Origin of the sequence: Aquitalea pelogenes (assembly GCF_001515305.1) — a bacterium.
Classification (GTDB): domain Bacteria; phylum Pseudomonadota; class Gammaproteobacteria; order Burkholderiales; family Chromobacteriaceae; genus Aquitalea; species Aquitalea pelogenes.
This window is the reverse complement of sequence record NZ_LNQV01000024.1, coordinates 1-23,024: the sequence shown is the minus strand read 5'-3', so window position 1 is coordinate 23,024 and position 23,024 is coordinate 1. Positions and strand designations below refer to the sequence as shown.

The following is a 23,024-nucleotide window of genomic DNA, read 5'->3' as shown; positions in this document are numbered from 1 at the left end:
ATATTACTTCAGGCTGTCCAGATAGCGTTCTGCATCCAGTGCTGCCTGGCAACCGGAGGCTGCGCTGGTCACGGCTTGACGGTAGATGTGGTCCTGCACGTCACCGGCGGCAAACACGCCATCCACGCTGGTCAGGGTGGCATTGCCTTCGCGGCCGCCACGGGTGATCAGGTAGCCGGTGGCATCCATTTCCAGCTGTCCCTTGAAAATGTCGGTATTGGGCTGGTGACCGATGGCGATGAACACACCCATCAGCTTGATGTCTTCGGTGCTGCCGTCATTGAATTTCAGGCGGGCACCGGTAACGCCGCTGTCGTCGCCCAGTACTTCATCCAGGTTGGCATTCAGCTTCAGGGTGATCTTGCCTTCGGCCACGCGCGACATCAGCTTGTCGATCATGATCTTTTCGGCACGGAAGCTGTCGCGACGGTGAATCAGCGTGACATGCTTGGCGATATTGGCCAGGTACAGTGCCTCTTCCACGGCGGTATTGCCGCCACCAACCACGGCAACATCCTGATTGCGATAGAAGAAGCCATCGCAAGTGGCGCAGGCGGACACGCCCTTGCCGGCAAAAGCCTGCTCGGACGGCAGACCCAGGTATTTGGCAGACGCACCGGTGGCAATGATGAGCGCGTCGCAGGTGTATTCACCTGCGTCACCAACCAGGCGGATCGGCTTTTCATTCAGGTGAGTGGTGTGGATATGATCGAAGATCATTTCGGTGCCAAAGCGTTCGGCATGTTGCTGGAAACGCTGCATCAGTTCCGGGCCCATCACGCCGCTGGCATCGGCAGGCCAGTTGTCCACTTCGGTGGTGGTCATCAGTTGGCCACCTTGTGCCAGGCCGGTAATCAGCACCGGTTTGAGGTTGGCACGTGCTGCGTAAACGGCGGCGGTGTAGCCAGCAGGACCGGAACCAAGGATCAGGAGGGGGCTGTGACGGGTGTTGCTCATCGTGTTGTTCCTGTTTTAGGTCGTTGAACAGTCATTTTAGCAGCTTTGCCATGACAGAATGGCGCATGCGGTCTAAACTGGACTTGTTAAATCGTGTAATGAGTGCGGAGGTGGGGGCATGGACGGAATAAGTCAAGTAAGCGGACAGAATGTTTCATCGGCCACTCAGGTGTTCGCCCTGAAAAAATCACTGCAGGCCGAAGGCCAGTCGGTACTGTCGCTGGTGCAGGGTGCCAGCGATACCGGCACGCAAATCAGCCAGGCATCGAATCCGGCCCATCTGGGACAAAGCATTGATGTACGGGCCTGAGCAGGCCTGATTGGAAAAGCGGCGCATGCCGCTTTTTTTACGCCTGTAAGAAATGCACTGTCGTCACGACCAATCAGCAGGAGGTGGCATATGAATCCCGGAAAAAGTTATTCCCTGCTGCTGTGCGTGTTGCTCTTGCCTGTCATTGCGGTCGCTGGGACGCCGCCGCCATTGCCCGGATGGTCCAGTTATCAGTCCGGAGACTATGCCGCTGCTTTTGCCATGTTCAAGGCGGGAGCCGAGCGAGGCGACAGGGTGGCGCAATATGATCTGGCCATGCTGTACTGGCGTGGTGAGGGCGTGCCGCGCAATCGCGAGCTGGCCTTGAAGTGGTTGCAAAAGGCGGTGGACGCGCAGCTGTCTTCAGCCCAGTTTGTGCTGGGCCAGGTATATGAAAGTGGCGATGGCTTGCCGCGTGACCTGCAACAGGCGACGCGCCTGTTTGAGGCGGCAGCCAGGCAGGGGCACCGGGATGCGCAGGTGAGCGTGGCCACGCAGTATTACCTTGGCCGAGGGGCGCCACAGGACTATGGCCGTGCAGCGCGCTGGTATCGGGCGGCGGCAGAGCAGGGCGATGTAGGGGCGCAGTATTTGCTGGCCAGCCAGTACGAGCATGGACTGGGGCTGAAGGAAGACTGGCGAGAGGCCGTGCGCTGGTATGCGCTTGCCGGACAGCAGGGAGATCAGGCGGGTTTGCTGAAAGCCAGGGCACTGGCCGCAGAGCATGGTGTCAGATAGCCGAACCGAAATTAAAAAAGAGTACAAGGGAACAGACCCTTGTACTCTTTTTTGTATCAATCTGAATGGCGGACAGTTCAGGCCTGTTCGCTGACCCGGCGGCTGCTGGCCTGAGTAGAGCTCTCCAGCAGGGACTGGTTGCTCTGATACTGCGCGACGGCAATCTGGCCGCTGTTCTTCTGGTTTTCCAGCGTCTGCTGTGCCTGATTGCGAACCGGAGCGGACTGGCTGCTCGCAGTGGCATTGCTGTCGTTACTGCTGCGCTCGCCGTTGCGATTGCTGCTGGCCGTGGTTTGGCGGCTGCGGTTGCTGACGGCTGCTGCCGAGGTGCTGCTGGCGGTACTGTCCGATTCACTGCTGGCTCGGCTGGCATTCACGGTACGCGTGCTGTCAGTGCTGACGCTGGTGGCCTGGCTGGATGTCAGCTGGCTTGCCAGCGCCTGTTCGATCTGGAAGCGGTTCTGGCTTTGCCGGGAAGGTGTGCTGACGACCGCTTGCTGGCTGCTGCCGCTGGCTTGCAGCTGTTGCGTAGTGCTTTCGTTACGGGTGGATGCCGAACTGCTGCTGTCTTCCGTGGCCTGGCTGGTGCTGGCTGCGCGACTGTTGCGGCTCTGCTGCAACAGGCTGGCCGTGGTGCTGGCACTGCTGCTTTGCAGGCGAGAGATGCTGTCCATGGCGCAACTCCTGTTGAATGGGCTAACTCTGTGATTTTAGAACAAATTGTCCAGGGTTTGCTGATAAATCACCAGGCCGGGCCTGAAGTGTGTGATTACTTCAACAGTACCAATGCCAGCATGCGTTCCGCCAGTGCATCCACACTCAGTTCGCCCTCGGACTTGTACCACTGCACCGACCAGTGCAGGCTGCCCAGCAGGGTGCGGCGCAGCAGGCGGGTATCCTGCTTGACCAACCCGGCTGCAGCGGCTTCGTCCAGTACTTCTTGCCATAGTGCCTCGTAGCGGTCGCGCAGCACGATCAGGCCGGGTTTTGCCGCGGCAGAGACACTGCGCCATTCGTACAGCATCACTTCCAGGGCAGCCTGGTTATCACCCAGCAGCGAATTCAGATGAACATGAAACAGGGCGGACAGCTTGTCGCGCGGGCTGCGGGCGCGGGCAATGGCTTCGCTCAGTTGCTCGGTGGTGGCGGTGATGCCCAGCGCCATGACGGCCACCAGGATTTCTTCCTTGGTACGGAAGTGATAAAACAGGCTGCCCGATTGCAGGCCCACCGCATTGCCCAGGTCGCGCACGGTAGTGCGTTCGTAGCCCTGGTCGCGAAACAGTTTGGCAGCAGCCCGCACCAGTTCCATGCGGCGGCTGTTTTCCTCGGGCTGATTGTTCTTGTCTTGTGCGCTCATGGTTCAGCCTATGTACTACGGGTCAGTTGAATGGTGGTCTTGCCCAGTTCGGGCAGAAAACGTTGTGCAGCCTGCCATGCCAGGTCCGGGCCCAGTTGTTCCAGACAGTTGGTGTGCTGGTAGGGACACTTGCGTTCGAAGCAGGGGCTGCAGTCCAGATTGAGGCTGACTACCGCTGCCTGATCCGACAGCGGGGGAGTGAAGTCCGGGCTGGAGGAGCCGTACAGCGCAACCAGCGGTTTGCCAAGGGCGGCCGCTACGTGCATCAGGCCGGAGTCGTTGCAGACGGCAAGCCGGGTCAGGCCCATCAGGTCGATGGCTTCCTCCAGCCCGGTGCTGCCGCACAGATTGGTGGCTGTGCCCTCGGCCAGGCGGGCGATGTCATCGCCGATTTCCTTGTCCTTGCCCGAGCCGAACAGCCAGACGGCAAAGCCGGCAGCGGCAAAACGCTTGGCCAGTTCGGCAAAATGGCGGGCCGGCCAGCGTTTGGCCGGGCCGTATTCTGCACCCGGGCAGAAAGCGACAATCGGGCGGCTGGTGTCCAGTTGCAGGCGACGGGCAGTTTCCAGCTGGCTTTGCGGATTGGTGACCAGTGCCGGATGGTCGATGGGGCGAGGCAAGGAGGTGTTGCGCTCCTCGGCCAGCGCGCAGAAGCGCTCCACCATCATGGGCAGTTCCTGCTCGTCCAGTTCGCGGGTGTCGTTGAGTATCCAGTAGCGTGATTCGCCAATAAAGCCGGTGCGTAGCGGTATGCCGGCAAAGAAGGGAATCAGGGCCGATTTGATCGAGTTGGGCAGTACGATGGCCTGATCGAAGCCTTCGGCCTTGAGCTTGCGGGCGGTTTCCCAGCGTTCGCGCAAGCGCAGTGCACCGTGGCCGAAAGGGTTGAGGTGTGCTTTGGCTACTTCCGGCATGCGTGCTAGCAGGGGAAGAGTCCAGGCCGGGGCAAATACATGCAGTTCCAGGCCAGGGTGGCGCTGGTGCAGCCGCTGGTAAAGAGGCTGGGCCATGACGCTGTCGCCAACCCACGAGGGGCCGATGACCAGTATTTTTTTCTTCATGAAGGGTTCCGCTTCCAAATCAGCGCAGCCTGGGGCTGGGTGCAGCAAGCTGGCGTTGATTTGGTGAGCGGGCAAGCGAAAAAGGTGCGGAAGCCCGCACCTTTCGCATGCCGTCGGCCAGGCCTGGGCTTAGTGGTGGTGTCCGACCGGGCCAACCAGCTTGTACTGGGTACCACAGTAGGGGCACAGTGCTTCACCGGTTTTGTGTACCGGCAGGAAAACGCGCGGGTGGGAATTCCATGCCACCATGTCCGGCATCGGGCAGTGCAGGGGCAGGTCCTTCGCGGTGACTTCGATGACGCGACGGGTATTTTCTTTGAGTTCAGCCATTGTCTTTCCTTGTCAGGCCGGCAGCGCCGGCCCTTGCTGCTTGGGTGTGTTTACTTGACGTAGGTCAGCCAGTGTTCGTGTTCGGCATCCAGACCCTTCACGATATTGAAGTACTTTTGCTGGATGGCTGCGGTGATCGGGCCGCGCATGCCTTCGCCGATGGCACGGCGATCCAGTTCGCGGATCGGGGTGACTTCGGCGGCAGTACCGGTGAAGAAGGCTTCGTCGGCGCTGTAGACTTCGTCGCGGGTGATGCGCTTTTCAATGATTTCCAGGCCTTGCTCCTGGGCAATCTGCACCACGGTGTCGCGGGTGATGCCTTCCAGTGCGGAGGTGAGGTCCGGGGTGTAGAGCTTGCCCTTGCGCACGATGAAGATGTTCTCGCCCGAGCCTTCTGCCACGAAACCGTCCACGTCCAGCAGCAGGGCTTCGTCATAGCCGTCTGCCGTGGCCTCGTTGTTGGCGAGGATGGAGTTCATGTAGTTGCCGTTGGCCTTGGCCTTGCACATGGTGATGTTGACATGATGACGGGTGAAGGAGGATGTCTTCACGCGGATGCCTTTTTCCAGGCCTTCTTCACCCAGGTAGGCACCCCACGGCCATGCAGCCACGATGACTTGCACATCGTCTTTTTTCGGTGCCACGCCCAGTTTGCCCGAGCCGTAGAAGGCCATCGGGCGGAAGTAGCAGGAGGACAGCTTGTTGGCTTTCACCACGTCCAGATGGGCCTGGTTGATCTCGTCCTTGCTGAAGGGCAGGTTCATGCCCAGGATCTTGGCGGAGCGGAACAGGCGGTCGGTGTGATCCTGCAGGCGGAAAATGGCCGGGCCCTTGGGGGTTTCGTAAGCGCGCACGCCTTCAAACACGCCCATGCCGTAATGCAGGGTGTGGGTCAGTACGTGGGTGGTGGCATCGCGCCAGTCAACCAGTTTGCCGTCATACCAGATGAATCCGTCACGATCTGCCATCGACATCTTGGAGCTCTCCGTCATTGTGTTTTGTTAGCAGGCGATTATACCGCCAGTGTTGCCGTTGTGAACCGTCACCGGTGAAAAACCCGGTCAGGTCAGGCTGTCTGCGCCAAAAACCTGTAGCCACAGCGCCTGGGTTTGCTGGTAGTGCTGGCGCAGTGTGTCGTTGACTTCCACCTTGCTGCTTTCGTTCAGTCGTGCCGCATGCTGCAGTTTGCGGTAGTAGCGGTAGGCGCTGCGGCCCTGTTCGGCCAGCGTGTGACTCACCAGCCCGGCCTCGGCTGCCACCGCCAGCAGGGCAATATTGCCGGTATTGCCGGTGAATGCCGGCAGCTGGCGGGCATGGGCCAGAATCAGGTATTGCACGATGAATTCGATGTCGATGATGCCGCCGCGCGCATGTTTGACGTCGTGCTCGTGTGGCGGGTGGCTTTCCAGCATGCGCTGGCGCATGCCAAGCACTTCGCTACGCAGGGTGTCGTGGTCTCGCTGCAGGGTGAGTACATCGTGACGTATCGTTTCAAAACCGTTGCCGATGGTGCTGTCGCCGGCGACGTAACGGGCGCGGGTCAGTGCCTGGTGCTCCCATACCCAGGCTTGTTTTTCCTGATAGTTGCGGAAGGCCTGCAGCGAGCTGACCAGGAGGCCGCTGGCGCCATTGGGGCGCAGGCGCAGGTCGATGTCGTACAAGATGCCGGCACTGGTGGCGCTGGTCAGCCAGGTGGACATCTTGCGTGCCAGGCGCGAGTAAAGCTCGGTGGCGTCCGGGTGTTCGTCGTCGTAGAGGAAGATGATGTCCAGATCCGAGGCGTAGCCCAGCTCCTTGCCACCCAGCTTGCCGTAACCAATGATGGCAAAGCACGGTGTATCGGTATGGCGGCTGGGAATGTCGCGCCAGGCGTGGCGCAGCGTGGCATCCAGCACGGTGTCGGCCAACATGGACAGCTGGTCGGACAGGGCTTCCACCGTCCACATGCCGGCAATGTCCTGTGCCACCAGGCGGAAAGCCTGGGCGTGCTGGAAGTGACGCAGGGTATCCATCTTGGCTTCGATGTCGCCGTCGGATTGCTGCATTTGCTGCTCCAGCTGGGCAGCGAGCGTAGGCCAGTCGGGCGTCGCGTACAGCACGCGGGCATCCAGCAGTTCGTCCAGCAAGATGGGGTGGCGCGTCAGGTAGGTGGATACCCAGGCGCTGGCCGAGCACAAGGTGGCGAGCCGTTGCAGGGTTTGCGGGTATTCGGTGAGCAGGGCCAGGTAGGACGCGCGTCGACTGATGGCTTCCATCAGCCCGATGATGCGCGACAGGGTGGCTGACGGATTGGGAAAGTGGGTGGATACCTCGATCAGGGGCGGCATCAGTGCATCGAATTTTTTGCGGCCCGCCAGCGGAATCTGCTGGTAACGCTGGCTTTGTGCCAGTGCACGCAACTGCCCGGTGACACCGGGCACATCGTCAAACCCCAGGGTGGTGAGCTGGGGGGAGGGGTCTTGTTCGCCAATGTCATTCCACAGGCAGGACAGCGGATGGTCCGGCGCGGTTTCGGTGGGCAGGATGAAAACCTGCTCGAAGTGACGCGTCACCTTGCGCCGTTCGGTGTTGAGCGCGTCCAGGAAGGCGGGCCAGTTCTGATAGCCCATGCTGTGGGCAATCTTGATCTGGTTTTCTTCGCTGGCGGGCAGGGTTTGGGTCTGCTGGTCGTCCAGGTATTGCAGGCGATGTTCCAGATTACGCAGGAAGGCATAGGCTTCTTGCAGCTCGGCCACGGCGGCCGGTTCCAGCAGGCGCAATTCGGCCAGCCGGTCCAGCGTGGCGCGGGTGCTGCGCAGTTGCAGGGTTTTGTCGCGGCCACCGCGAATCAGCTGGAACACCTGGGCGATGAATTCCACCTCGCGGATGCCGCCCGGCCCCAGCTTGATGTTGTCGGCCATGTCGCGCCGGGCTACTTCGCGGCGGATCTGGGCGTGCAGCTCGCGCATGGCACCGTAGGCGTTGTAATCCAGATACTTGCGATAGACAAAGGGACGCACCATGTCAGCGAGGCCGGCCACATCGCCGGTCAGTGCCTTGGCCTTGATCCAGGCGTAGCGTTCCCATTCCCGGCCCTGGGTGAGCAGGTAGTTTTCCAGCGCCGGGAAGCTCATCACCAGCGGGCCGGAATCGCCATACGGGCGCAGCCGCATGTCGACGCGGAATACCTGGCCGTCCAGAGTGACATCGTTGATCAGGCTGATGATGCGCTTGCCGACCTGACTGAAGTATTCGTGATTGCTGATCTTGCGCGGGCCACTGGTTTCGCCGCCTTCGGGGTAGATGAAGATCAGGTCGATGTCGGACGATACATTCAGCTCGCCACCACCCAGCTTGCCCATGCCGATGACGATGAGTTGCTGGACTTCCCCGCTGTCCTCGCCAATGGGCTGGCCGTATTGCGGCAAGGCGCGACAGGCTGAAGCCAGTGACTGCTGAACGGCAAATTCGGCCAGTTGGCTGATGGTGCTGACCACTTCGTCGAGGCTGGCCAGCCCGTTATGGTCCCGGGTGATCAGCCGGGCCATCACCGCCTGGCGCAGCCGTCGCAGGGCGGCGCTCATGTCTTCCGGGCTGTCCAGTGTGTCCCACGGTGCAAAGCCTGCCATTTCGGCAGCATCAAACGGATGCAGCAGGCGTGCTTGCAATAACGCCAGTTGCTCTGGCCGTGCCGTCAGCAGACGGTCCAGATAAAGTGAAAAGGCACGGCTCTGGGCAATGGCATGCTCCGGGTTTGCTGGCATAATGGCGCTGCACTCGCTGGTTGGTCCTGATAACACTTCATTGTATCGGTTTAGCTCATTTGGAAAAGCCCCTGTATCTGCTTGCCAGAATCCACGTCATCCGCTTGCTGCGCAGAGTCCTGCGCATCGCCGGCCTGTTGCTGGTGCTGGCAATCCTGATGATCGGCAGCGCATTTTCCGTGTTCAACTGGTGGTTTCTGCCCCGGCTGGAGCAGTTTCGCCCGCAGCTGGAACACAGCCTGTCCGAAGCCAGCGGGCGGCAGGTCAGCATTGCCGCCCTGTCCGGACAGTGGCTATGGCAGGACATGGCTCCGCAGCTGCAACTGGGCGGGCTGCGCATTGCCAACCCGGTGAGCGGCGATGCGCTGACCTTGCAACAGGTGACGGTGCTGCCTTCCTGGTTGTCGCTATTGTCCTGGCAACCACTGTTTTCCAGCATTGTGATCCAGGGGCCCAGTGTGGCGCTGGTGCGCAATGTCGATGGTCACATCCTGCTCAACGGTTTTGACTTGTCGGCCAGTCCGGCGCGGCCGGAAGCTGCCGGGAGCAAGCCCTCCGCCAACTGGCTGTTGCGCCAGCGCCGTATTGAAATCAGCCAGGCGCATATCAGTTGGGAAGACAAAATGTTCGGCCTGCCACGGCTGGACTTGCAAGGCGGCCAGCTGGTCCTGGGCAAGACCTTGCTGGGCCACCGCCTGACGCTTTCCGGTCGGCCGGTGGTGACGCTGGGCAAAGGCTTTGACATGGAACTGACCTGGCGTGGCAATGATTTCAGCCAGTGGCGCGACTGGTCGGGTAATGCGCGGGTGCGGCTCAATGGCGCGCAGGCCGGCATGTTGTCGCGCTATATGGAAAAAGTCGGTCTGGTGAATCGTGGCGAGGGCAGTGGCACGCTGGAGGCTGATTTTTCCGACGGCCATATCAACAGCTTGCAGGCCGATGTCAGCATTCACAATGCCGCCTATACCCCGCGGGATGCCCACACCCTGGTTCTGCCTGTGATCAGCGGCAAGTTGCAGCTGGAACGCTCGGCCAAGGGGGCGTATGTCATCAATGCATCCAATCTGACCCTGGCCAGCTCCAGCGGGCTGGCTTTCGACAATTCCAGTATTCGTGGCGACTGGTTGCCGGGCGAGCAAGGGCATGGCCAGTTGACGCTGGATAATGTCAATGTGGCCCATCTGACGCCGTTCATCCGTGCGCTGGGCGGGGATGGCAATTCGCTGTTCTCCCGCTTTGCACCCAGCGGCCAGCTGAAAAACCTGTCGCTAGGCTGGACCGGGCCGCTGCAGTCGCCGCGTCAATATACGGTGGCCACCCGTTTTGATTCCCTGGCCTGGCAGGCCTTTGCCTCGGTACCGGGTATCAGCGGTGTCAGTGGCTCACTGCGTTTTGGCGAGCAGGGCGGCAGCCTGCAACTGGATAGCCGTCATGCCACGCTGAATTATCCGGTGGTGTTTCCGCAGCTGCTGAATTTTGACCGGCTCAATGCCCGCGTGGACTGGAAAAACCAGGGCAAGCAAACCGATGTCGATTTTCAGGATGTCAGTTTTGCCAATGCCGACCTGACGGGGCGGTTTGGCGGCCATTATCACCACGGTGAAAGCGGCCCCGGCGTGGTGGACTTCACCGCCAGTGTGGATCAGGTGGCGGCTGAACGGGTGCCGGCCTATCTGCCGCATGCGGTGGGAGAGGATACCCTGCGCTGGTTGAAGCAGGCCTTGCTGGGCGGTACCGCCCGTGATGTGCGCATGATTCTGAAAGGCGATCTGGCCGACTTCCCCTTTGCCGGTGGCAAGGGCGGGCAGTTCAGCGTGGATGCCAAGGTGGAGCAGGGCAAGCTGCTGTATGAAAAAGGCTGGCCCACCATCGACAACATTCAGGCCGATCTGGGTTTCCATAACGAAAAAATGCTGATTGCCGCCCGTTCCGCCAGCACGCTGGGTGTGCCTTTGTCTGCCGTTCAGGTTGGCATAGACAACCTGGGTGCCACCCAGCCGGTGCTGACGGTGCAAGGGCGGGCGCAAGGGCAGCTGGCCAGCATGTTGAAGTTCACTACTGCCAGTCCGGTGGACGGCTGGCTGGATGGCTTTACCGGCAATCTGCAAGCTGGCGGCAATGCCGCGCTCAATCTCAAGCTGGGTATTCCTCTCTCGGGTCATGAAACGCCCAAGGTGCGTGGCGACATCCTGCTGTCCGGCAATCAGCTGGGTTTCCGGACGCTGCCGATTCCGCCGCTGTCGCAGGCGCAAGGCACGCTGACCTTTACCGAACATGGAGTGGAATCCAGTGGTGTGGCATTCAAGGCGCTGGGCGGAGCCTTTGTATTGAAGGCAGCCAGTACAGCGGCCGGACGCATGAATTTTGATATCCGTGGCGAGGCCGACAGCAAGCAGGCGCTGGACCGCTATCTGCCGGTGCTGGCCCCTTACGTCAGTGGTCATGCGCCGTTCGGCATCCAGTTTGCGGTGCAAAAAGGGTTGGAGAACCTGACGGTGCAGTCCGGCTTGCAGGGCGTCAACATTCTGGCCCCGGCTCCGGCTGGCAAGCAGGCGGCGGACGTGCTGCCGCTGTCATTGCGGGTGACGCCTGGCAAGACGGCGCAGCAGCCGGTACGGCTGGACCTGGATGTCGGCACCGTGGCCAGCGGCAGCCTGTTGCTGGATGAGCACGGCAATCTGAAAACCGGGGTAATTGCCTCCGGTCGCCCGGTGGGCAAGCAACCGGATGAAGGCTTGTTATTGCGTCTGGCTGCGCCGAAGGTGGATTTGCCCGCCTGGGTGGATGCCATTGCCGGGCCTTCCGGTTTGCATGGCAATGCGGCAACTGCGGGCAAGTCCTTGCAGATTGACCTGCCTTTGCAGATTGATCTGGAAACAGCGCAGCTGGACAGCTGGGCTGGCAGTCTGCACAAGGTGACGGCCAGCCTTGGCAACCGGCGGATTCGCCACGGCTGGTCGCTGGATGTGCGGGCGCATGAAATGAGTGGCAATATTGAATACTTGCCGGAAGGAAACGGCCTGCTGCGCGCCAATCTGGCTTATGCGCTGCTCAATCCGCCGGAAAAAGGCAGTGCGGCGGATGGAGACAACACGATGTCGGACAAGGGCGACTGGCCGGCACTGGATATCCATGTGGGCGATCTGGTGTACCAGAACCGCTCGGTGGGCAAGCTGGATGTGCGGGCGCGTCGCGAAGGGCGTGACTGGTTGCTCAATCCCTTGCGGCTGGATGCGGCCGAAGGCAGTTTGCAGGGCAGTGTCCGGGTGCGGCGCAGCGAGGATGGCAAGGAAGTGGATGCCCGTTACCGGGTAGACAGTACCGATGTAGGCAAACTGCTGGCCCGTGTGGGCTTGCAGGACACTTTCCGCAAGGGCGAGGGTACGCTGGCGGGCAATATGCGCTGGCCGGGCGGCTTGTTCGATCTCAGTGTCAAACAGCTGTCCGGGGACATGACCCTGTCTTTGAAGAACGGCCGCTTTGCCAAGGTGGACCCGGGTGCAGCCCGTCTGCTCGGGGTGTTGAGCCTGCAGTCGCTTACCCGGCGGGTGAAGCTGGATTTCACTGATGTGTTCAGTGACGGCTTTGCCTTTGACTCCATTACCGGCGATGCCCGTATCAGCAAGGGTGTATTCGTTTCTGATAATGTGCACCTGAAAGGGCCAGCAGCGGATGTCTTCCTCAGCGGGCAGGTGAACCTGGCCAGCGAAACCCAGGATGTCCACATCAAGGTACAGCCCCATCTGGCCGAGAGCGTGGCGCTGGCTGCGGGTGCAGCACTGCTCAACCCCGTGGTGGGTGTGGCAGCACTGGCGGCACAGAAAGTATTCCAAGATCCGGTCGGCAAGATTTTGTCGGTCGAGTACGACCTGACCGGTTCCTTTGCCAACCCCAAGGTGGAGAAACGGGCAGTGGAACCTTTGAGAAACAGCAAGCGGATCATCACGCCATGAAACAGAAATTTATAGCAGCTGCCGTGCAGATGGTGTCCGGTACCGATGTGGCAGCCAATCTGGCCCGTGCCGCAGCGCTGGTGGCCAAGGCCGCTGCCGCCGGAGCGGCTTTTGTGGTGCTGCCGGAATATTTTTGCCTGATGGGCAGAAAAGATGGCGACAAGGTAGCCATCTGCGAGGAAATGGGCAGTGGCCCCTTGCAGACGGCCCTGGCCGCGATGGCGCGTGACAACAGGGTGTGGCTGGCAGCCGGTACCATTCCGCTGCAGAGCCCCGAAGCAGGCAAGGTATTCAACACCACGCTGGTGTTCGACCCCGATGGCGTGGTGCAGGCCCGCTACGACAAGATCCATCTGTTTGGCTATACCGGTAATGGCGAGCGCTATTGCGAGTCGGACAGCATTGTTGCCGGACAGGAGCCGGTAAAGGTGGATATCGGGCTGGCAGAAGTTGCCTGCGGCATTTGTTACGATTTGCGCTTTCCCGAGCTTTTCCGCAAGCTTGCGCCGTTTGACGTGATGATACTGCCCGCCGCCTTCACGGCCACCACCGGCGAAGCCCACTGGGAGGTGCTGATGCGAGCCCGCGCCATTGAAAACCAGTGCTTCGTGATTGCCTCCGGCCAGGGGGGGACCCACGAGAATGGCCGCAAGACCCATGGCCAATCCATGATTATCGATCCCTGGGGGCGCATTCTGGCGCAACAGGCCAGCGGCGAAGGTGTCGTGCTGGCCGAACTCGACCCCGCATTGCTGCAATCGGTGCGTAGCGGCCTGCCCGCGCTGGCGCACCGCGTGCTTTGACAGAAAGACCCACCATGCAAGACGCTTTCACCATTGCCGATCAACTGCTGCTCTCGCCTTTTGGCGTGGATGAGTCCGTGATCGAAAAAACCTTCTCCCGCATGCGCCAGCATGCCGTGGATTACGCCGACCTCTATTTCCAGTACACCCGCAGCGAGGGCTGGAGCCTGGAGGAGGGCATTGTCAAATCCGGCAGTTTCAGCATCGATCAGGGTGTGGGCGTGCGGGCGGTGGCAGGCGACAAGACAGCCTTTGCCTATTCCGATGATATCGGAGTGGATGCCATTACCCGCGCCGCTGATGCGGTCCGTGCCATCGGTCTGGCCGGTGGGGATGGCAGTGCCGGCCGCCAGTCGCCGCAGCGCGCGCGTGACCTTTATCCGGCCATCGACCCGTGTTACAGCCTGGAAGCTGCAGCCAAGGTGGCCTTGCTGGAAAAGGTGGAAAAACTGGCCCGTGCCATGGATCCGCGCGTGTTGCAGGTGATGGCCGGCGTTGCCTCTGAATACGATGTGGTGTACGTGGCCCGCCATGACGGCGTGCGTGCTGCCGATGTGCGTCCGCTGGTGCGGCTGTCGGTGCATGTGATCGTGGAACACAACGGCCGGCGCGAGCAGGGTTCTGGCGGCGGCGGTGGCCGTTTCGACCTGACCCGCTTTGACGATGCACTGGTGGAACAATATGTGCGTCAGGCGGTGGATCAGGCCCTGATCAATCTGGAGGCACGTCCGGCACCTGCCGGGCAAATGACCGTGGTGCTGGGCTCCGGCTGGCCTGGCGTGTTGCTGCATGAAGCCATTGGCCATGGCCTTGAGGGCGACTTCAACCGCAAGGGTACCTCGGCATTCTCCGGCAAACTGGGTCAGCGTGTGGCTGCTCCGGGCGTGACCGTGGTGGATGACGGCACGCTGGATGGCCGTCGCGGTTCGCTGGCCATTGACGACGAAGGCAACCAGACCAACCGTACCGTGCTGATCGAGGACGGTATCCTCAAGGGCTATATGCAGGACGCCATGAATGCCCGGCTGATGCAGGTGGCTCCCACCGGCAATGGCCGGCGCGAGTCCTATGCGCATATCCCGATGCCGCGCATGACCAACACCTACATGCTGGGTGGCCAGCATGACCCGGCAGAGATCATCGCCTCGGTGAAGGACGGCCTGTATGCCGCCAATTTTGGTGGTGGTCAGGTGGACATCACCAGCGGCAAGTTCGTGTTTTCCGCTTCGGAAGCCTGGCGTATCGAAAACGGCAAGCTCACCTATCCGGTCAAGGGCGCTACGCTGATCGGTAACGGGCCGGATGTGCTGGGCCATGTTTCCATGATCGGTAACGACATGGCGCTGGATCAGGGTGTGGGCGTCTGCGGCAAGGAAGGTCAGAGCGTGCCGGTGGGCGTGGGGCAGCCCACCTTGCGCATCGATGGCGGCCTGACCGTGGGCGGAACGGCGGGCTGAGCGGAATTTTTCTGTCATGAGGCACAGTAAGGCCGTACAGGCCTGCGTTTGCCTGTTGCTGCTGCTGACTGGCTTGTGCGCCAGCGGCGTTGCCCTGGGCCAGGATTTTGTCGTCGCCGTCGAGGAGTCTGACAACCATCCCTTTGAGTATGTGCAGGGGGATGGCAAGGCCCATGGTGGCTTTCATCTGGAAGAAATCGACCAGGTGGCCACACGGCTGGGCTGGCATGTGATTTACAAGCCCATGCCCTGGCAACGCGCCTTGCGCAGCTTGGAGCTGGGGCAGGTGGATGCGCTGAGTTATCTGGCCCGCACGGCGGAGCGTGAACGCTACGCGGTGTTCCTGCCGGCAGCCATCCAGCACCGGCAATATGCCGGCCTGTTTGTCCGTCGCAACCAGCAGCAGCGCTTTCCCGACAGCCATGACCCCTGCCGTTATGCCGGGTTTCGCATGGCCGCGGCCAGCAATTATTTCTATGGGCAGACCGTGCAGGATGCCATGCAGAAGTGCTGGAAGATCGACATGAATGCCAGCTCCAAGGAAGAAGTGTTTTCCAAGCTGCTGGCCGGGCGTATCGACATTGCCGTGGCTTATGGTACTTCACTGCAGTCGCTGGAATTGGCCATGCCTGGCTTGTCCTCCCAGGTGGTGGCCCTGCGTCAGCCGCACTGGCTGATCGGGGATTTCTATCTTGGTTTTTCCCGCAAGGCCATGCCGACCGGGCGGATAGACGCTTATGTGGATGCGCTGCGCCGTTTCCGCCAGAGTGCTGCTTACCAGCAGCTGGTGCAGAAATACAATATGAAATCCTTTCTGCCCTGAACCTGCTTCAGGCTGTCCGGGCCGTTGCCGGGCGGGCAGCCCGCTGCGTGCGGTGTTTGATTCTGAATTTTTCCGGGGGATGCATGGTCAGGCTGGAGGATGTGCAGATTCTGCTGCAAACCGCGCAGCTGGGCAGCCTGTCTGCCGCTGCGCGCGCGCTGGATATCAGCCCGGCGGTGGCCAGTGCAGCACTCAAGCGTCTGGAGCAAGAGCTGGGCTGTCGTCTGTTGGTGCGCTCCACCCGCAGCCTGCGGCTGACTGCTGACGGAGAGCGTTATCTGGCACATGCCACGGTGGCGCTGGAAGCCTTGCAGGCGGGTGCCCAGGCATTGGCTGCCGGCAGGGAGGCGCTGCAAGGGCTGCTCAGCCTGTCCATGCCTTCCGATATTGGCCGGCAACGGCTACGCCCGTGGCTGGATGAGTTTCTGGCCGAGCACCCCGCCGTACGCTTGCAACTGCATATCAGTGACCGGCTGGCCGATTTGTACCGCATGCCGGTGGATCTGGCCTTGCGCTATGGCGTACCTGAAGATTCCAGCCTGGTGGCGCTGCCCTTGCTGCCGGATAACCGTCGCGTGCTGTGTGCTGCACCGGACTACCTGGCCCGTCATGGCCATCCGCTCAAACCCGAAGACCTGTCCGCGCATGCCTGCCTGCGTTTCGTGCTGGGTGATGCCTTGCACGAGCGCTGGCGCTTTGGCCATCAGGGGGAGTGGGTCAGTGTGCCGGTGGATGGACGGTTCAAGAGCGACGACGGGGAGATCGTGCGTCGTTGGGCACTGGCCGGGCTTGGTATTGCCTACAAGTCCAGGCTGGATGTGATGGACGATCTGCGGGCAGGCACCTTGCAGGCCTTGCTGCCGGAATACCAGACCGAGCGGGCCCCCCTCTATCTGGTATGCCCGCACCGGATGATGCTGTCGCCGCTGGTGGTGCGCCTGCGCGAATTCCTGCAGCAGCGCCTGCAACACCATGTTGCGGCGCTGCCGTAAGGCCGCTTAGCCCTGGGTGCTGATCAGGCTGCCTACAGAAGATGCATACTGGTTGGTCTGGCTGTTTTGCAGGTTTTGCAGCAGTGCACTGAGGAAGGATTGCAGATTGGCCGAAGTGCTGCCGCCGGAGGTGCTGGAGTCACTGGCGCTGGTACTGCTGCTGCCCTGCACGCTGGAGAGCAGATTGTTGAAGTCGTTCTGCAGGGTGCTCAAGGTGCCGGAATTGCTGGACGTGCCACTGGATAGCTGCTGAATCAGGCTTTGCAACTGGCTTTCCGCATTGCCATAAGTGGAAGTGCTGGCCGTGCTGCTGTCACTGCTGCTATCGCTATTGCTGCTGGACTTCAACGCGGCAAACAGGTCGTGCATGAAAGTGTGCATGGCCTGTCTGGGGTTTTGCGTGCTGCCCGTGCTGCTGACGCTGTCGTCGTCCCCATCGTCATCCGGCGGTGGCGGCGGAGGGGCTTGCAGGCTGGCAAGTGCGCTATTGCTGTTGCCATTCGTGTTGCTGCTGCTGGCACTGCTGCTGGTCGGCGCTTGCAGGGTGATGCCCAGTTGGCTCAATGCCTGCTCCACGCTTTGCATGAAGGCGTCGTTACCGCTGCCACGGTGTTTGCCATGGTGACGGGTTTCGCCGGTGCCGGAGGTACTGCCGGAGGACTGGCTGCTGGTGAGCCCGTAAATGGAAGTGCTGCTGCTGATGCCCGAGATGCTCATGATGATGGCTCCTGATCCGAGTGCGTGAGCGGTGCGCTGTCGCCAGTCATGCCCAATAGCTGCAGGCGGGCGCGATGCCGGGTATCAGGCAAGTTCCAGGCCAGTAAATAACGGTAAAGACGTAAATAAATGTTAGGAAATGTTAGCGAATGTGGGGGCGTGCGGAAAAGCGTCGGCATTCTGCTAAGGTTGCGCCTGATTGCGTTGTTTCCCTGGAAGTGGTGGCGGAAATAATTGCCGCCACAGCCTGGGCAGCGTGCTGCAGATGTGTCCTGAATCCATGGCTTACAGTGACTTGCCGGCGTTTTTGTCCGGCAGGCAGGCAATTTCTGCCGCTGCAAAGGGTGGTAGCCGCCGCAGATGAGAGAGGGACCCGGGCAGGGCAAGCAAGCGGCTACCGTCATGCATGATGCGCGCTTGTACTGTTAATAACGGTTAGCCCGGCGTAAAGCGCCATCAAGCGGTGTAAATGGCGGTAAAACTTCACCCGCGCCGTGTCGTGATGTGGATCATGTCTGCCGAAAGCCTCCGGGAGAGGGGGGCGACAGAATAATCAGGATGGAAAATGCGAATACTGCTGGTGGATGACGATATTGAGTTGGCCGACATGCTGGGTAGCTATCTGGAGCGTGAGGCGTGTGAGGTGCACAAGGTGAGCGATGGCACCAGTGCCGTGGTGCAGGCGCTGTCAGGGCAGTTTGACCTGATGGTGCTGGACGTGATGATGCCCGGCATCAGCGGCGTGGAGGTGCTGCGCCGGGTGCGCGAGCACAGCATGCTGCCCATCCTGATGCTCACCGCCCGTGGCGACGATACCGACCGGGTGCTGGGTCTGGAATTGGGCGCGGATGACTATGTTCCCAAGCCCTGCACGCCACGCGAACTGCTGGCCCGCATACGTGCCATCCTGCGCCGCATCGGCAATCAGGCACAGCCTGCGCACGAAATAGACATGCTGCGTGAAGGCCCCCTCACCATGTGGCCGGGCGAGCGCCGGGCGCAATGGGGTGACACCGTGCTGGAACTCACTAGCACCGAATACAGCTTGCTGGAGCTGCTGGTGCGCAATGCAGGCCAGCCGGTCGGCAAGGATATCCTGTCCAAGCAGGCCTTGGGACGGCCGCTGGCACGCTTCGACCGCAGTGTCGACGTGCACATGAGCAGCATTCGCCAGAAGCTGGCGCGGGTTGCGCCGGGCCGTATCTGCATCCAGACCGTGGTCCGCCGCGGTTACCAGTTCATCAAGGCCTGAGATGGGACGCTTGTTCTGGAAGTTGTTCCTCATACTATGGCTGGCGCAAATCTGCACCGTGGTCGGCGTGGGGGCGGTTTTCTGGTTCAAGCACCGCAGCGAAACGGCGGCGGCCATTGAACAGCATCACCCGATGGACGGGACGGTGCTGGACATGGCCGCGGCCTTGCTGCGTCATGAAGGCCCTGCCGGCTTGCGCCAGCAGCTGGAGGGCATGAAATCGCGTGGCCGTGATTATCTGTACATTCTGGATGATCAGGGGCATGAATTGTTGGGGCGCGCCGCGCCTGGGCCGGAACTGTTCAATCACCGTCCGGCAAGGGAAGTCAGCCTGGCCGATGGCACGCACTACCGGCTGGTGCTGTTGCCACCGGGACCGCCGCCTGAAGGACGTCCCGGTCAGCCACCTGGCATGCCGGGACGTCCACCGGAAGAGCCTGGTCCAGTGCCATTGGTACCGATTTTCGCAGCCTTGCTGGCCAGTTTGCTGTTTGGTGCCATTCTGGCGCGTTATCTGTCCAAGCCGATTCACCTGATGAGTGAAGCGTTCCAGTCGGTGGCCAAGGGCGAGATGGATGTCAATCTGGCTGGCAAGATGGGGGGGCGGCGTGACGAGCTGGCCGATCTGGGCCGTGATTTTGACAGTCTGGCCAAGCGGCTCAAGCAGCTGATCATCGGTCAGCGTCGCCTGTTTCATGATGTTTCGCACGAATTGCGCTCGCCGCTGGCCAGGCTGAATGCTGCCATTGATCTGGCGCGCCAGCAGCCGGATCAGCTGGAAACATGGCTGGGGCGCATCGAGCGCGAATCCGGCCGCATGGATACCCTGGTGGGAGAGGTGCTGGCATTGGCCAGGCTGGATGCCGAGGGCGCGCAGCATCCGCCGGAACGGTTGCCGCTCGACTTTGTGCTGGAAGAATTGATTCCGGATGCCGAGTTCGAGGCGCAGGCCAACGATTGCAGCATCGTACTGCTGCAATGTGATATGGCCGAGGTGATGATGCAGCCGGAATTGCTGTCCCGTGCGCTGGAGAATGTCATCCGCAACGCCATTCACCATACGCGCAAGGGTAGTGCGGTGTCGCTGGCGGTGAGACGCACAGAAAACGAGGTCAGCATCGAGGTGAGTGACTGTGGCCCTGGTGTGCCGGAGCACGAACTGGAAACCATCTTCGAGCCTTTTTTCCGCAGCGAGCAAAACAGCCAGCCGGGAGGCTACGGCCTGGGCCTGGCCATGGCGCAACGTATCGTGCACACCCATCAGGGCAGGATTCGCGCCAGTAATCTGCCGCAGGGCGGGCTGTGTGTCAGCATCACCCTGCCGCTGGCAGTAGCGGACTGCTAGGTCCGCTACCTGTTGCGGATCAGCCTTTGGAGCGCAGTCCGCCGGAGTTGCCCAGTTCGCTGAGCAAACGGCTGGTGGTCTGGCCGCTGAGGCGGAAGGGGTCCAGCACCGGGCTGGATGAATGCCGCAGCAGCAAGGCGGCATTTTTCTTGTCCAGCGGTGCCTGAGCCATCGACCAGCAGGCAAATTCGCGCTGGTCGATTTCTTCGTAGGTCAGCAGCGTGACATCGTGATGCCGGTTGTCGCGGCAAATCTGCTGGTACAGGGCGTTCACTTCGGCACGCCCGCCTTCCAGTGCCTGTACGAACACACCGTCCCCATAACACAGCACACCGGTAATGCCGCGTTCGGTATTGTGCTGGTGTGCAGCATCCAGAATCTGTCGTACCAGTTCACTGGTGATGGGGGTGGCACTGCGGCTGGCATAAATCAGGCGAACGAGCATGTCAGTTTCCTCTGTGCATCAGCGACAGGAATTCCCGGCGCAGATTGGCGTCGCGCAGGAAGGAGCCGCGCATCACGCTGTTGGTCATCTTGGAGTTGTTGTCCTTCACGCCACGCCAGTGCATGCAGAAGTGATCCGCTTCCATGACAATGGCCAGGCCATCCGGTTGCAGCTTGTCCATCAGCAGGTCGGCAATCTGCATCACTGCTTCTTCCTGGATTTGCGGGCGGGTCATCACCCAGTCAATCAGGCGGGCGTATTTGGACAGGCCGATCAGATTGGAGTGTTCGTTCGGCATCACCCCCACCCATACCCGGCCCATGATGGGGCACAGGTGATGCGAGCAGGCACTGCGCACGGTGATGGGGCCGACAATCATCAGCTCGTTGAGCTGTTCGATATTCGGGAATTCGGTATTGGGCGGGCTGGCCACATAGCGACCGCGAAACACTTCACGCACGAACATCTTGGCCACGCGACGGGCGGTGTCCTGCGTGTTGTGGTCGTTTACCGTGTCAATCACCAGGCTTTCCAGCACGCCCTGCATTTTCTCTGCCACTTCCTGTTGCAGCAGGTCCAGCTCATCGTCCTTGATGAAGTCGGCAATATTGTCGTTGGCGTGAAAGCGCACGCCGGCATTCTGCAAACGATAGCGTATGCGGGAAGAAACGCTGTCTGGGGTGTTGGCGTTGGAATCCGTTTTGCTCATGGTGGCTTTGGCCTTTATCTTAGATGGCTGGCACGGTCCCGGTACCGACTGTGGTCGTAGGATGGGCCCGGCACCAGCCGCTGTTAATCCCTGATGTATGTGGCAAACGGCGCAGGTTTGCTGCCGGTGATCTTCCTTGGTCATGCATGGTAATGCGCAGCAAGGGCAGGGAAAAGGAAAACCGGAATCAGCATAGTCAAATGGAGACGTAGCCGTCACCTTTCAAGGCTTGCTGGCGGTTTTCTGTTGCCGGTACAGGCAGGGCTGGCCGGAAGCCTCCAGCACATCCTGGCAGGGCTGGCGCTTGCTCTTGATCTTCAGTGCGCGGCAGGCGTAAGGAAAGCGGACATCATGGCTGATATGGTAGTGCTGGCAATCCAGGCAATGGACGCGTTTGCTTGCTGAATCTGCTGTCGGGGGCATGGCATGGCCTGCACGTGGCATGTGTTGTACGGATTGTGCCCGCATGCCGTCTGAATGTGAATATTTGTTTTAAATGCTGCTGTCAGCTGTCATTTTTGGTATAAAGCTGGATTGTATCCTGCTTCGGCGGCGTCCCGTGCCACCAGGGCGGCAGATGTTGGCACACTAATCCATTTGATGACTATCGACCCCACACTGGTGCTGGCACCGATCTTCCTGACCACCGAATTGCTGAGCATGGCGCTGTGCATGGCGTTTGCTTCGCTGCGGCGTAGCGGCCTGCCCGGGGTCTGGCAGTGGCTGGTGGCCAATTGTGCGGTTGTCATCTATCTGCCTTTGCTTGGCTTGCGCGGCATGGTGCCGGACAGCATTTCCATTGTAGTGGCCAATGGCGTTCAGGCCTTGTCCCTGGCCATGTACTATGCCGGCTGCGCCTCTTTCCTGGGTCGGCCGCCGCGCTGGCGCCTGTTGCTTGGCGGGGCGATTCTGCAAGTGCTGGGCGTGACTTACTGGCGCTATGTCGATAACAGCCTGCCCATGCGGGTGATGGCCATTTCCATTTATGCCGCGCTGGTGTGTCTGGCAACGGCATGGTTGATGGTGTCGCATTATCGCGGTCACCGCAGCAGTGTCCATTATCGTTTGCTCACTGGCCTGTCCTGCCTGCTGGCGGTGACGCAGGTCGTGCGTGCCATCTATTTTTACCAACTGCATCCGGTGCCTACCAGCATCATGCTGGCCAGTGGCTGGAACATCATCCTGCTGTGCCTGGGAGCCGCCATCATGCCGGCCCTGTCCATGGCGGCGGTGCTGATGCTGCATGAGTCGCTGCAAACGCAAGCCGAAGATGCGGCCAATCGTGATTTCATGACCGGTGCGCTGTCACGCAAGCATCTGTTTGCCACCGGTCAGCAATTGATCCTCCAAGCGGCGGCTAACCGCCGGCCACTGGTGTTGCTGCTGATCGACCTGGACCACTTCAAGAGCATCAATGACACCTTTGGCCATGCTGCTGGTGACGAAGTACTGTGTGCTTTTGCCGAGATGGTGCGTGGTCACTTGCGCAGCCATGATGCACTGGGACGGCTGGGGGGGGAGGAGTTTGCCGTCCTGCTGCCGGATACCCCAATTGAAGCTGCCTGGCTGGTGGCAGAGCGGCTGCGTCTGCATGCCCAGCAGCGGCCGGTGAGCAGCCGGTTTGGTGAGTGTCGCTACAGCATCAGTATCGGTGTGGCTGCCTGGCAGGGTGGCGAGAGCTTCGATCAGCTATGCCGCCGGGCCGACCAGGCGCTTTATCAAGCCAAAAACACCGGCCGCAACCGGGTGCAAATCAGCCAGAGCGCTGTTTCAAACACGGCCCTGGCCTGACTTGGCTATCAATCGGCAGGCTTGAAGCTCAGGCAGACCGAGTTGATGCAGTAACGTTCACCGGTGGGTTCCGGTCCGTCCGGGAAGACATGGCCCAGGTGGGCGTCGCAGCTGGCGCAACGTACTTCCACCCGGATCATGCCGTGCGAGGTGTCGCGCAGGCGCTTGATGCGCTCGCCGGCAGCTTCTGCCCAGAAACTGGGCCAGCCGCAGCCTGCATCAAACTTGGTATCCGAGT

The 23,024-nt window shown here is 60.9% G+C and carries 21 protein-coding genes and 1 pseudogene; 10 read left to right on the top strand and 12 right to left on the bottom strand.

The annotated features are described in order from the left end of the window. Window positions 1-3 precede the first annotated feature (3 nt). Complete coding sequence (gene trxB, locus AWT75_RS11670) at window positions 4-957, bottom strand: thioredoxin-disulfide reductase (RefSeq protein WP_062789245.1); 954 nt, start codon at window positions 955-957, stop codon at window positions 4-6. Window positions 958-1,075: 118 nt separating this feature from the next. On the opposite strand from trxB, the gene AWT75_RS21290 reads away from it, so the two are divergent. Together AWT75_RS21290 and AWT75_RS11665 are read left to right on the top strand one after the other, a co-directional pair. After that, window positions 1,076-1,267 carry a putative motility protein gene (locus AWT75_RS21290; RefSeq protein ID WP_131359417.1) on the top strand — a complete coding sequence of 64 codons (192 nt, stop codon included), beginning with the start codon at window positions 1,076-1,078 and terminating at the stop codon, window positions 1,265-1,267. 90 nt (window positions 1,268-1,357) lie between these two features. Further along, window positions 1,358-2,005, top strand: a complete 648-nt coding sequence (locus tag AWT75_RS11665; protein WP_045845096.1) for a tetratricopeptide repeat protein — start codon at window positions 1,358-1,360, stop codon at window positions 2,003-2,005. A 77-nt stretch (window positions 2,006-2,082) separates the two neighbouring features. Here AWT75_RS11665 and AWT75_RS11660 read toward each other — a convergent pair whose 3' ends face one another. The 6 genes from AWT75_RS11660 to glnE form a co-directional block, all read right to left on the bottom strand. Beyond that, window positions 2,083-2,679: a hypothetical protein gene (locus AWT75_RS11660; protein WP_062789244.1), complete on the bottom strand. Its 597-nt coding sequence runs from the start codon at window positions 2,677-2,679 to the stop codon at window positions 2,083-2,085. A 95-nt stretch (window positions 2,680-2,774) separates the two neighbouring features. After that, on the bottom strand, window positions 2,775-3,365 hold the full coding sequence (locus AWT75_RS11655) for a TetR/AcrR family transcriptional regulator (protein WP_045845094.1): 591 nt from the start codon (window positions 3,363-3,365) through the stop codon (window positions 2,775-2,777). 8 nt (window positions 3,366-3,373) lie between these two features. Continuing rightward, complete coding sequence (gene waaF, locus AWT75_RS11650) at window positions 3,374-4,426, bottom strand: lipopolysaccharide heptosyltransferase II (RefSeq protein WP_062789243.1); 1,053 nt, start codon at window positions 4,424-4,426, stop codon at window positions 3,374-3,376. Window positions 4,427-4,555: 129 nt separating this feature from the next. Further along, window positions 4,556-4,756 (bottom strand): zinc-finger domain-containing protein, encoded by a 201-nt coding sequence (locus AWT75_RS11645; RefSeq protein ID WP_045845093.1) that lies wholly within the window; start codon window positions 4,754-4,756, stop codon window positions 4,556-4,558. Window positions 4,757-4,806: 50 nt separating this feature from the next. Beyond that, window positions 4,807-5,730, bottom strand: a complete 924-nt coding sequence (locus AWT75_RS11640; protein ID WP_082696076.1) for a branched-chain amino acid transaminase — start codon at window positions 5,728-5,730, stop codon at window positions 4,807-4,809. An 87-nt stretch (window positions 5,731-5,817) separates the two neighbouring features. Continuing rightward, window positions 5,818-8,499: a bifunctional [glutamate--ammonia ligase]-adenylyl-L-tyrosine phosphorylase/[glutamate--ammonia-ligase] adenylyltransferase gene (gene glnE, locus AWT75_RS11635; RefSeq protein ID WP_062789242.1), complete on the bottom strand. Its 2,682-nt coding sequence runs from the start codon at window positions 8,497-8,499 to the stop codon at window positions 5,818-5,820. Between the two features lie 59 nt (window positions 8,500-8,558). Between glnE and AWT75_RS11630 the strand changes: the two genes are divergently transcribed. The 5 genes and pseudogenes from AWT75_RS11630 to AWT75_RS11610 all read left to right on the top strand — a co-directional run bounded on the left by AWT75_RS11630 (window position 8,559) and on the right by AWT75_RS11610 (window position 16,527). Beyond that, the gene (locus tag AWT75_RS11630) at window positions 8,559-12,452 is read left to right on the top strand and encodes a YhdP family protein (protein ID WP_062789241.1); all 3,894 of its coding nucleotides are present in this window, start codon (window positions 8,559-8,561) and stop codon (window positions 12,450-12,452) included. Continuing rightward, window positions 12,449-13,255: a carbon-nitrogen hydrolase family protein gene (locus AWT75_RS11625; RefSeq protein ID WP_062789240.1), complete on the top strand. Its 807-nt coding sequence runs from the start codon at window positions 12,449-12,451 to the stop codon at window positions 13,253-13,255. The genes AWT75_RS11630 and AWT75_RS11625 overlap by 4 nt, the downstream gene beginning before the upstream one ends. Before the next feature lie 98 nt (window positions 13,256-13,353). Further along, window positions 13,354-14,712, top strand: a pseudogene (gene tldD, locus AWT75_RS11620) (metalloprotease TldD); the annotation flags it as partial. Window positions 14,713-14,728: 16 nt separating this feature from the next. After that, window positions 14,729-15,535 carry a substrate-binding periplasmic protein gene (locus AWT75_RS11615; protein ID WP_062789239.1) on the top strand — a complete coding sequence of 269 codons (807 nt, stop codon included), beginning with the start codon at window positions 14,729-14,731 and terminating at the stop codon, window positions 15,533-15,535. An 83-nt stretch (window positions 15,536-15,618) separates the two neighbouring features. Then, window positions 15,619-16,527 carry a LysR family transcriptional regulator gene (locus AWT75_RS11610; RefSeq protein ID WP_062789238.1) on the top strand — a complete coding sequence of 303 codons (909 nt, stop codon included), beginning with the start codon at window positions 15,619-15,621 and terminating at the stop codon, window positions 16,525-16,527. 6 nt (window positions 16,528-16,533) lie between these two features. Here AWT75_RS11610 and AWT75_RS11605 read toward each other — a convergent pair whose 3' ends face one another. Beyond that, the gene (locus AWT75_RS11605; protein ID WP_062789237.1) at window positions 16,534-17,244 is read right to left on the bottom strand and encodes a hypothetical protein; all 711 of its coding nucleotides are present in this window, start codon (window positions 17,242-17,244) and stop codon (window positions 16,534-16,536) included. Between the two features lie 565 nt (window positions 17,245-17,809). Here AWT75_RS11605 and AWT75_RS11600 point away from each other — a divergent pair. Both AWT75_RS11600 and AWT75_RS11595 read left to right on the top strand, forming a co-directional pair. Beyond that, window positions 17,810-18,496, top strand: a complete 687-nt coding sequence (locus AWT75_RS11600) for a response regulator transcription factor (RefSeq protein ID WP_045845086.1) — start codon at window positions 17,810-17,812, stop codon at window positions 18,494-18,496. Between the two features lies 1 nt (window position 18,497). After that, window positions 18,498-19,841 carry an ATP-binding protein gene (locus tag AWT75_RS11595; RefSeq protein ID WP_062789236.1) on the top strand — a complete coding sequence of 448 codons (1,344 nt, stop codon included), beginning with the start codon at window positions 18,498-18,500 and terminating at the stop codon, window positions 19,839-19,841. A 19-nt stretch (window positions 19,842-19,860) separates the two neighbouring features. On the opposite strand, the gene AWT75_RS11590 is transcribed toward AWT75_RS11595, so the two are convergent. The 3 genes from AWT75_RS11590 to AWT75_RS11580 form a co-directional block, all read right to left on the bottom strand. Next, a complete protein-coding gene (locus AWT75_RS11590) occupies window positions 19,861-20,286 on the bottom strand; it encodes a BLUF domain-containing protein (protein ID WP_045845084.1) in 426 nt (141 codons plus the stop codon). A gap of 1 nt (window position 20,287) precedes the next feature. After that, a complete protein-coding gene (folE, locus tag AWT75_RS11585) occupies window positions 20,288-20,995 on the bottom strand; it encodes a GTP cyclohydrolase I (RefSeq protein WP_045845083.1) in 708 nt (235 codons plus the stop codon). A gap of 222 nt (window positions 20,996-21,217) precedes the next feature. After that, window positions 21,218-21,418 carry a hypothetical protein gene (locus tag AWT75_RS11580; protein ID WP_045845315.1) on the bottom strand — a complete coding sequence of 67 codons (201 nt, stop codon included), beginning with the start codon at window positions 21,416-21,418 and terminating at the stop codon, window positions 21,218-21,220. 177 nt (window positions 21,419-21,595) lie between these two features. On the opposite strand from AWT75_RS11580, the gene AWT75_RS11575 reads away from it, so the two are divergent. Beyond that, the gene (locus AWT75_RS11575; RefSeq protein WP_062789235.1) at window positions 21,596-22,786 is read left to right on the top strand and encodes a GGDEF domain-containing protein; all 1,191 of its coding nucleotides are present in this window, start codon (window positions 21,596-21,598) and stop codon (window positions 22,784-22,786) included. Between the two features lie 8 nt (window positions 22,787-22,794). Here the strand turns inward: AWT75_RS11575 and msrB are convergent. Continuing rightward, a partial coding sequence (gene msrB, locus AWT75_RS11570) for a peptide-methionine (R)-S-oxide reductase MsrB (protein WP_082696073.1) occupies window positions 22,795-23,024 on the bottom strand: 230 nt, incomplete at its 5' end.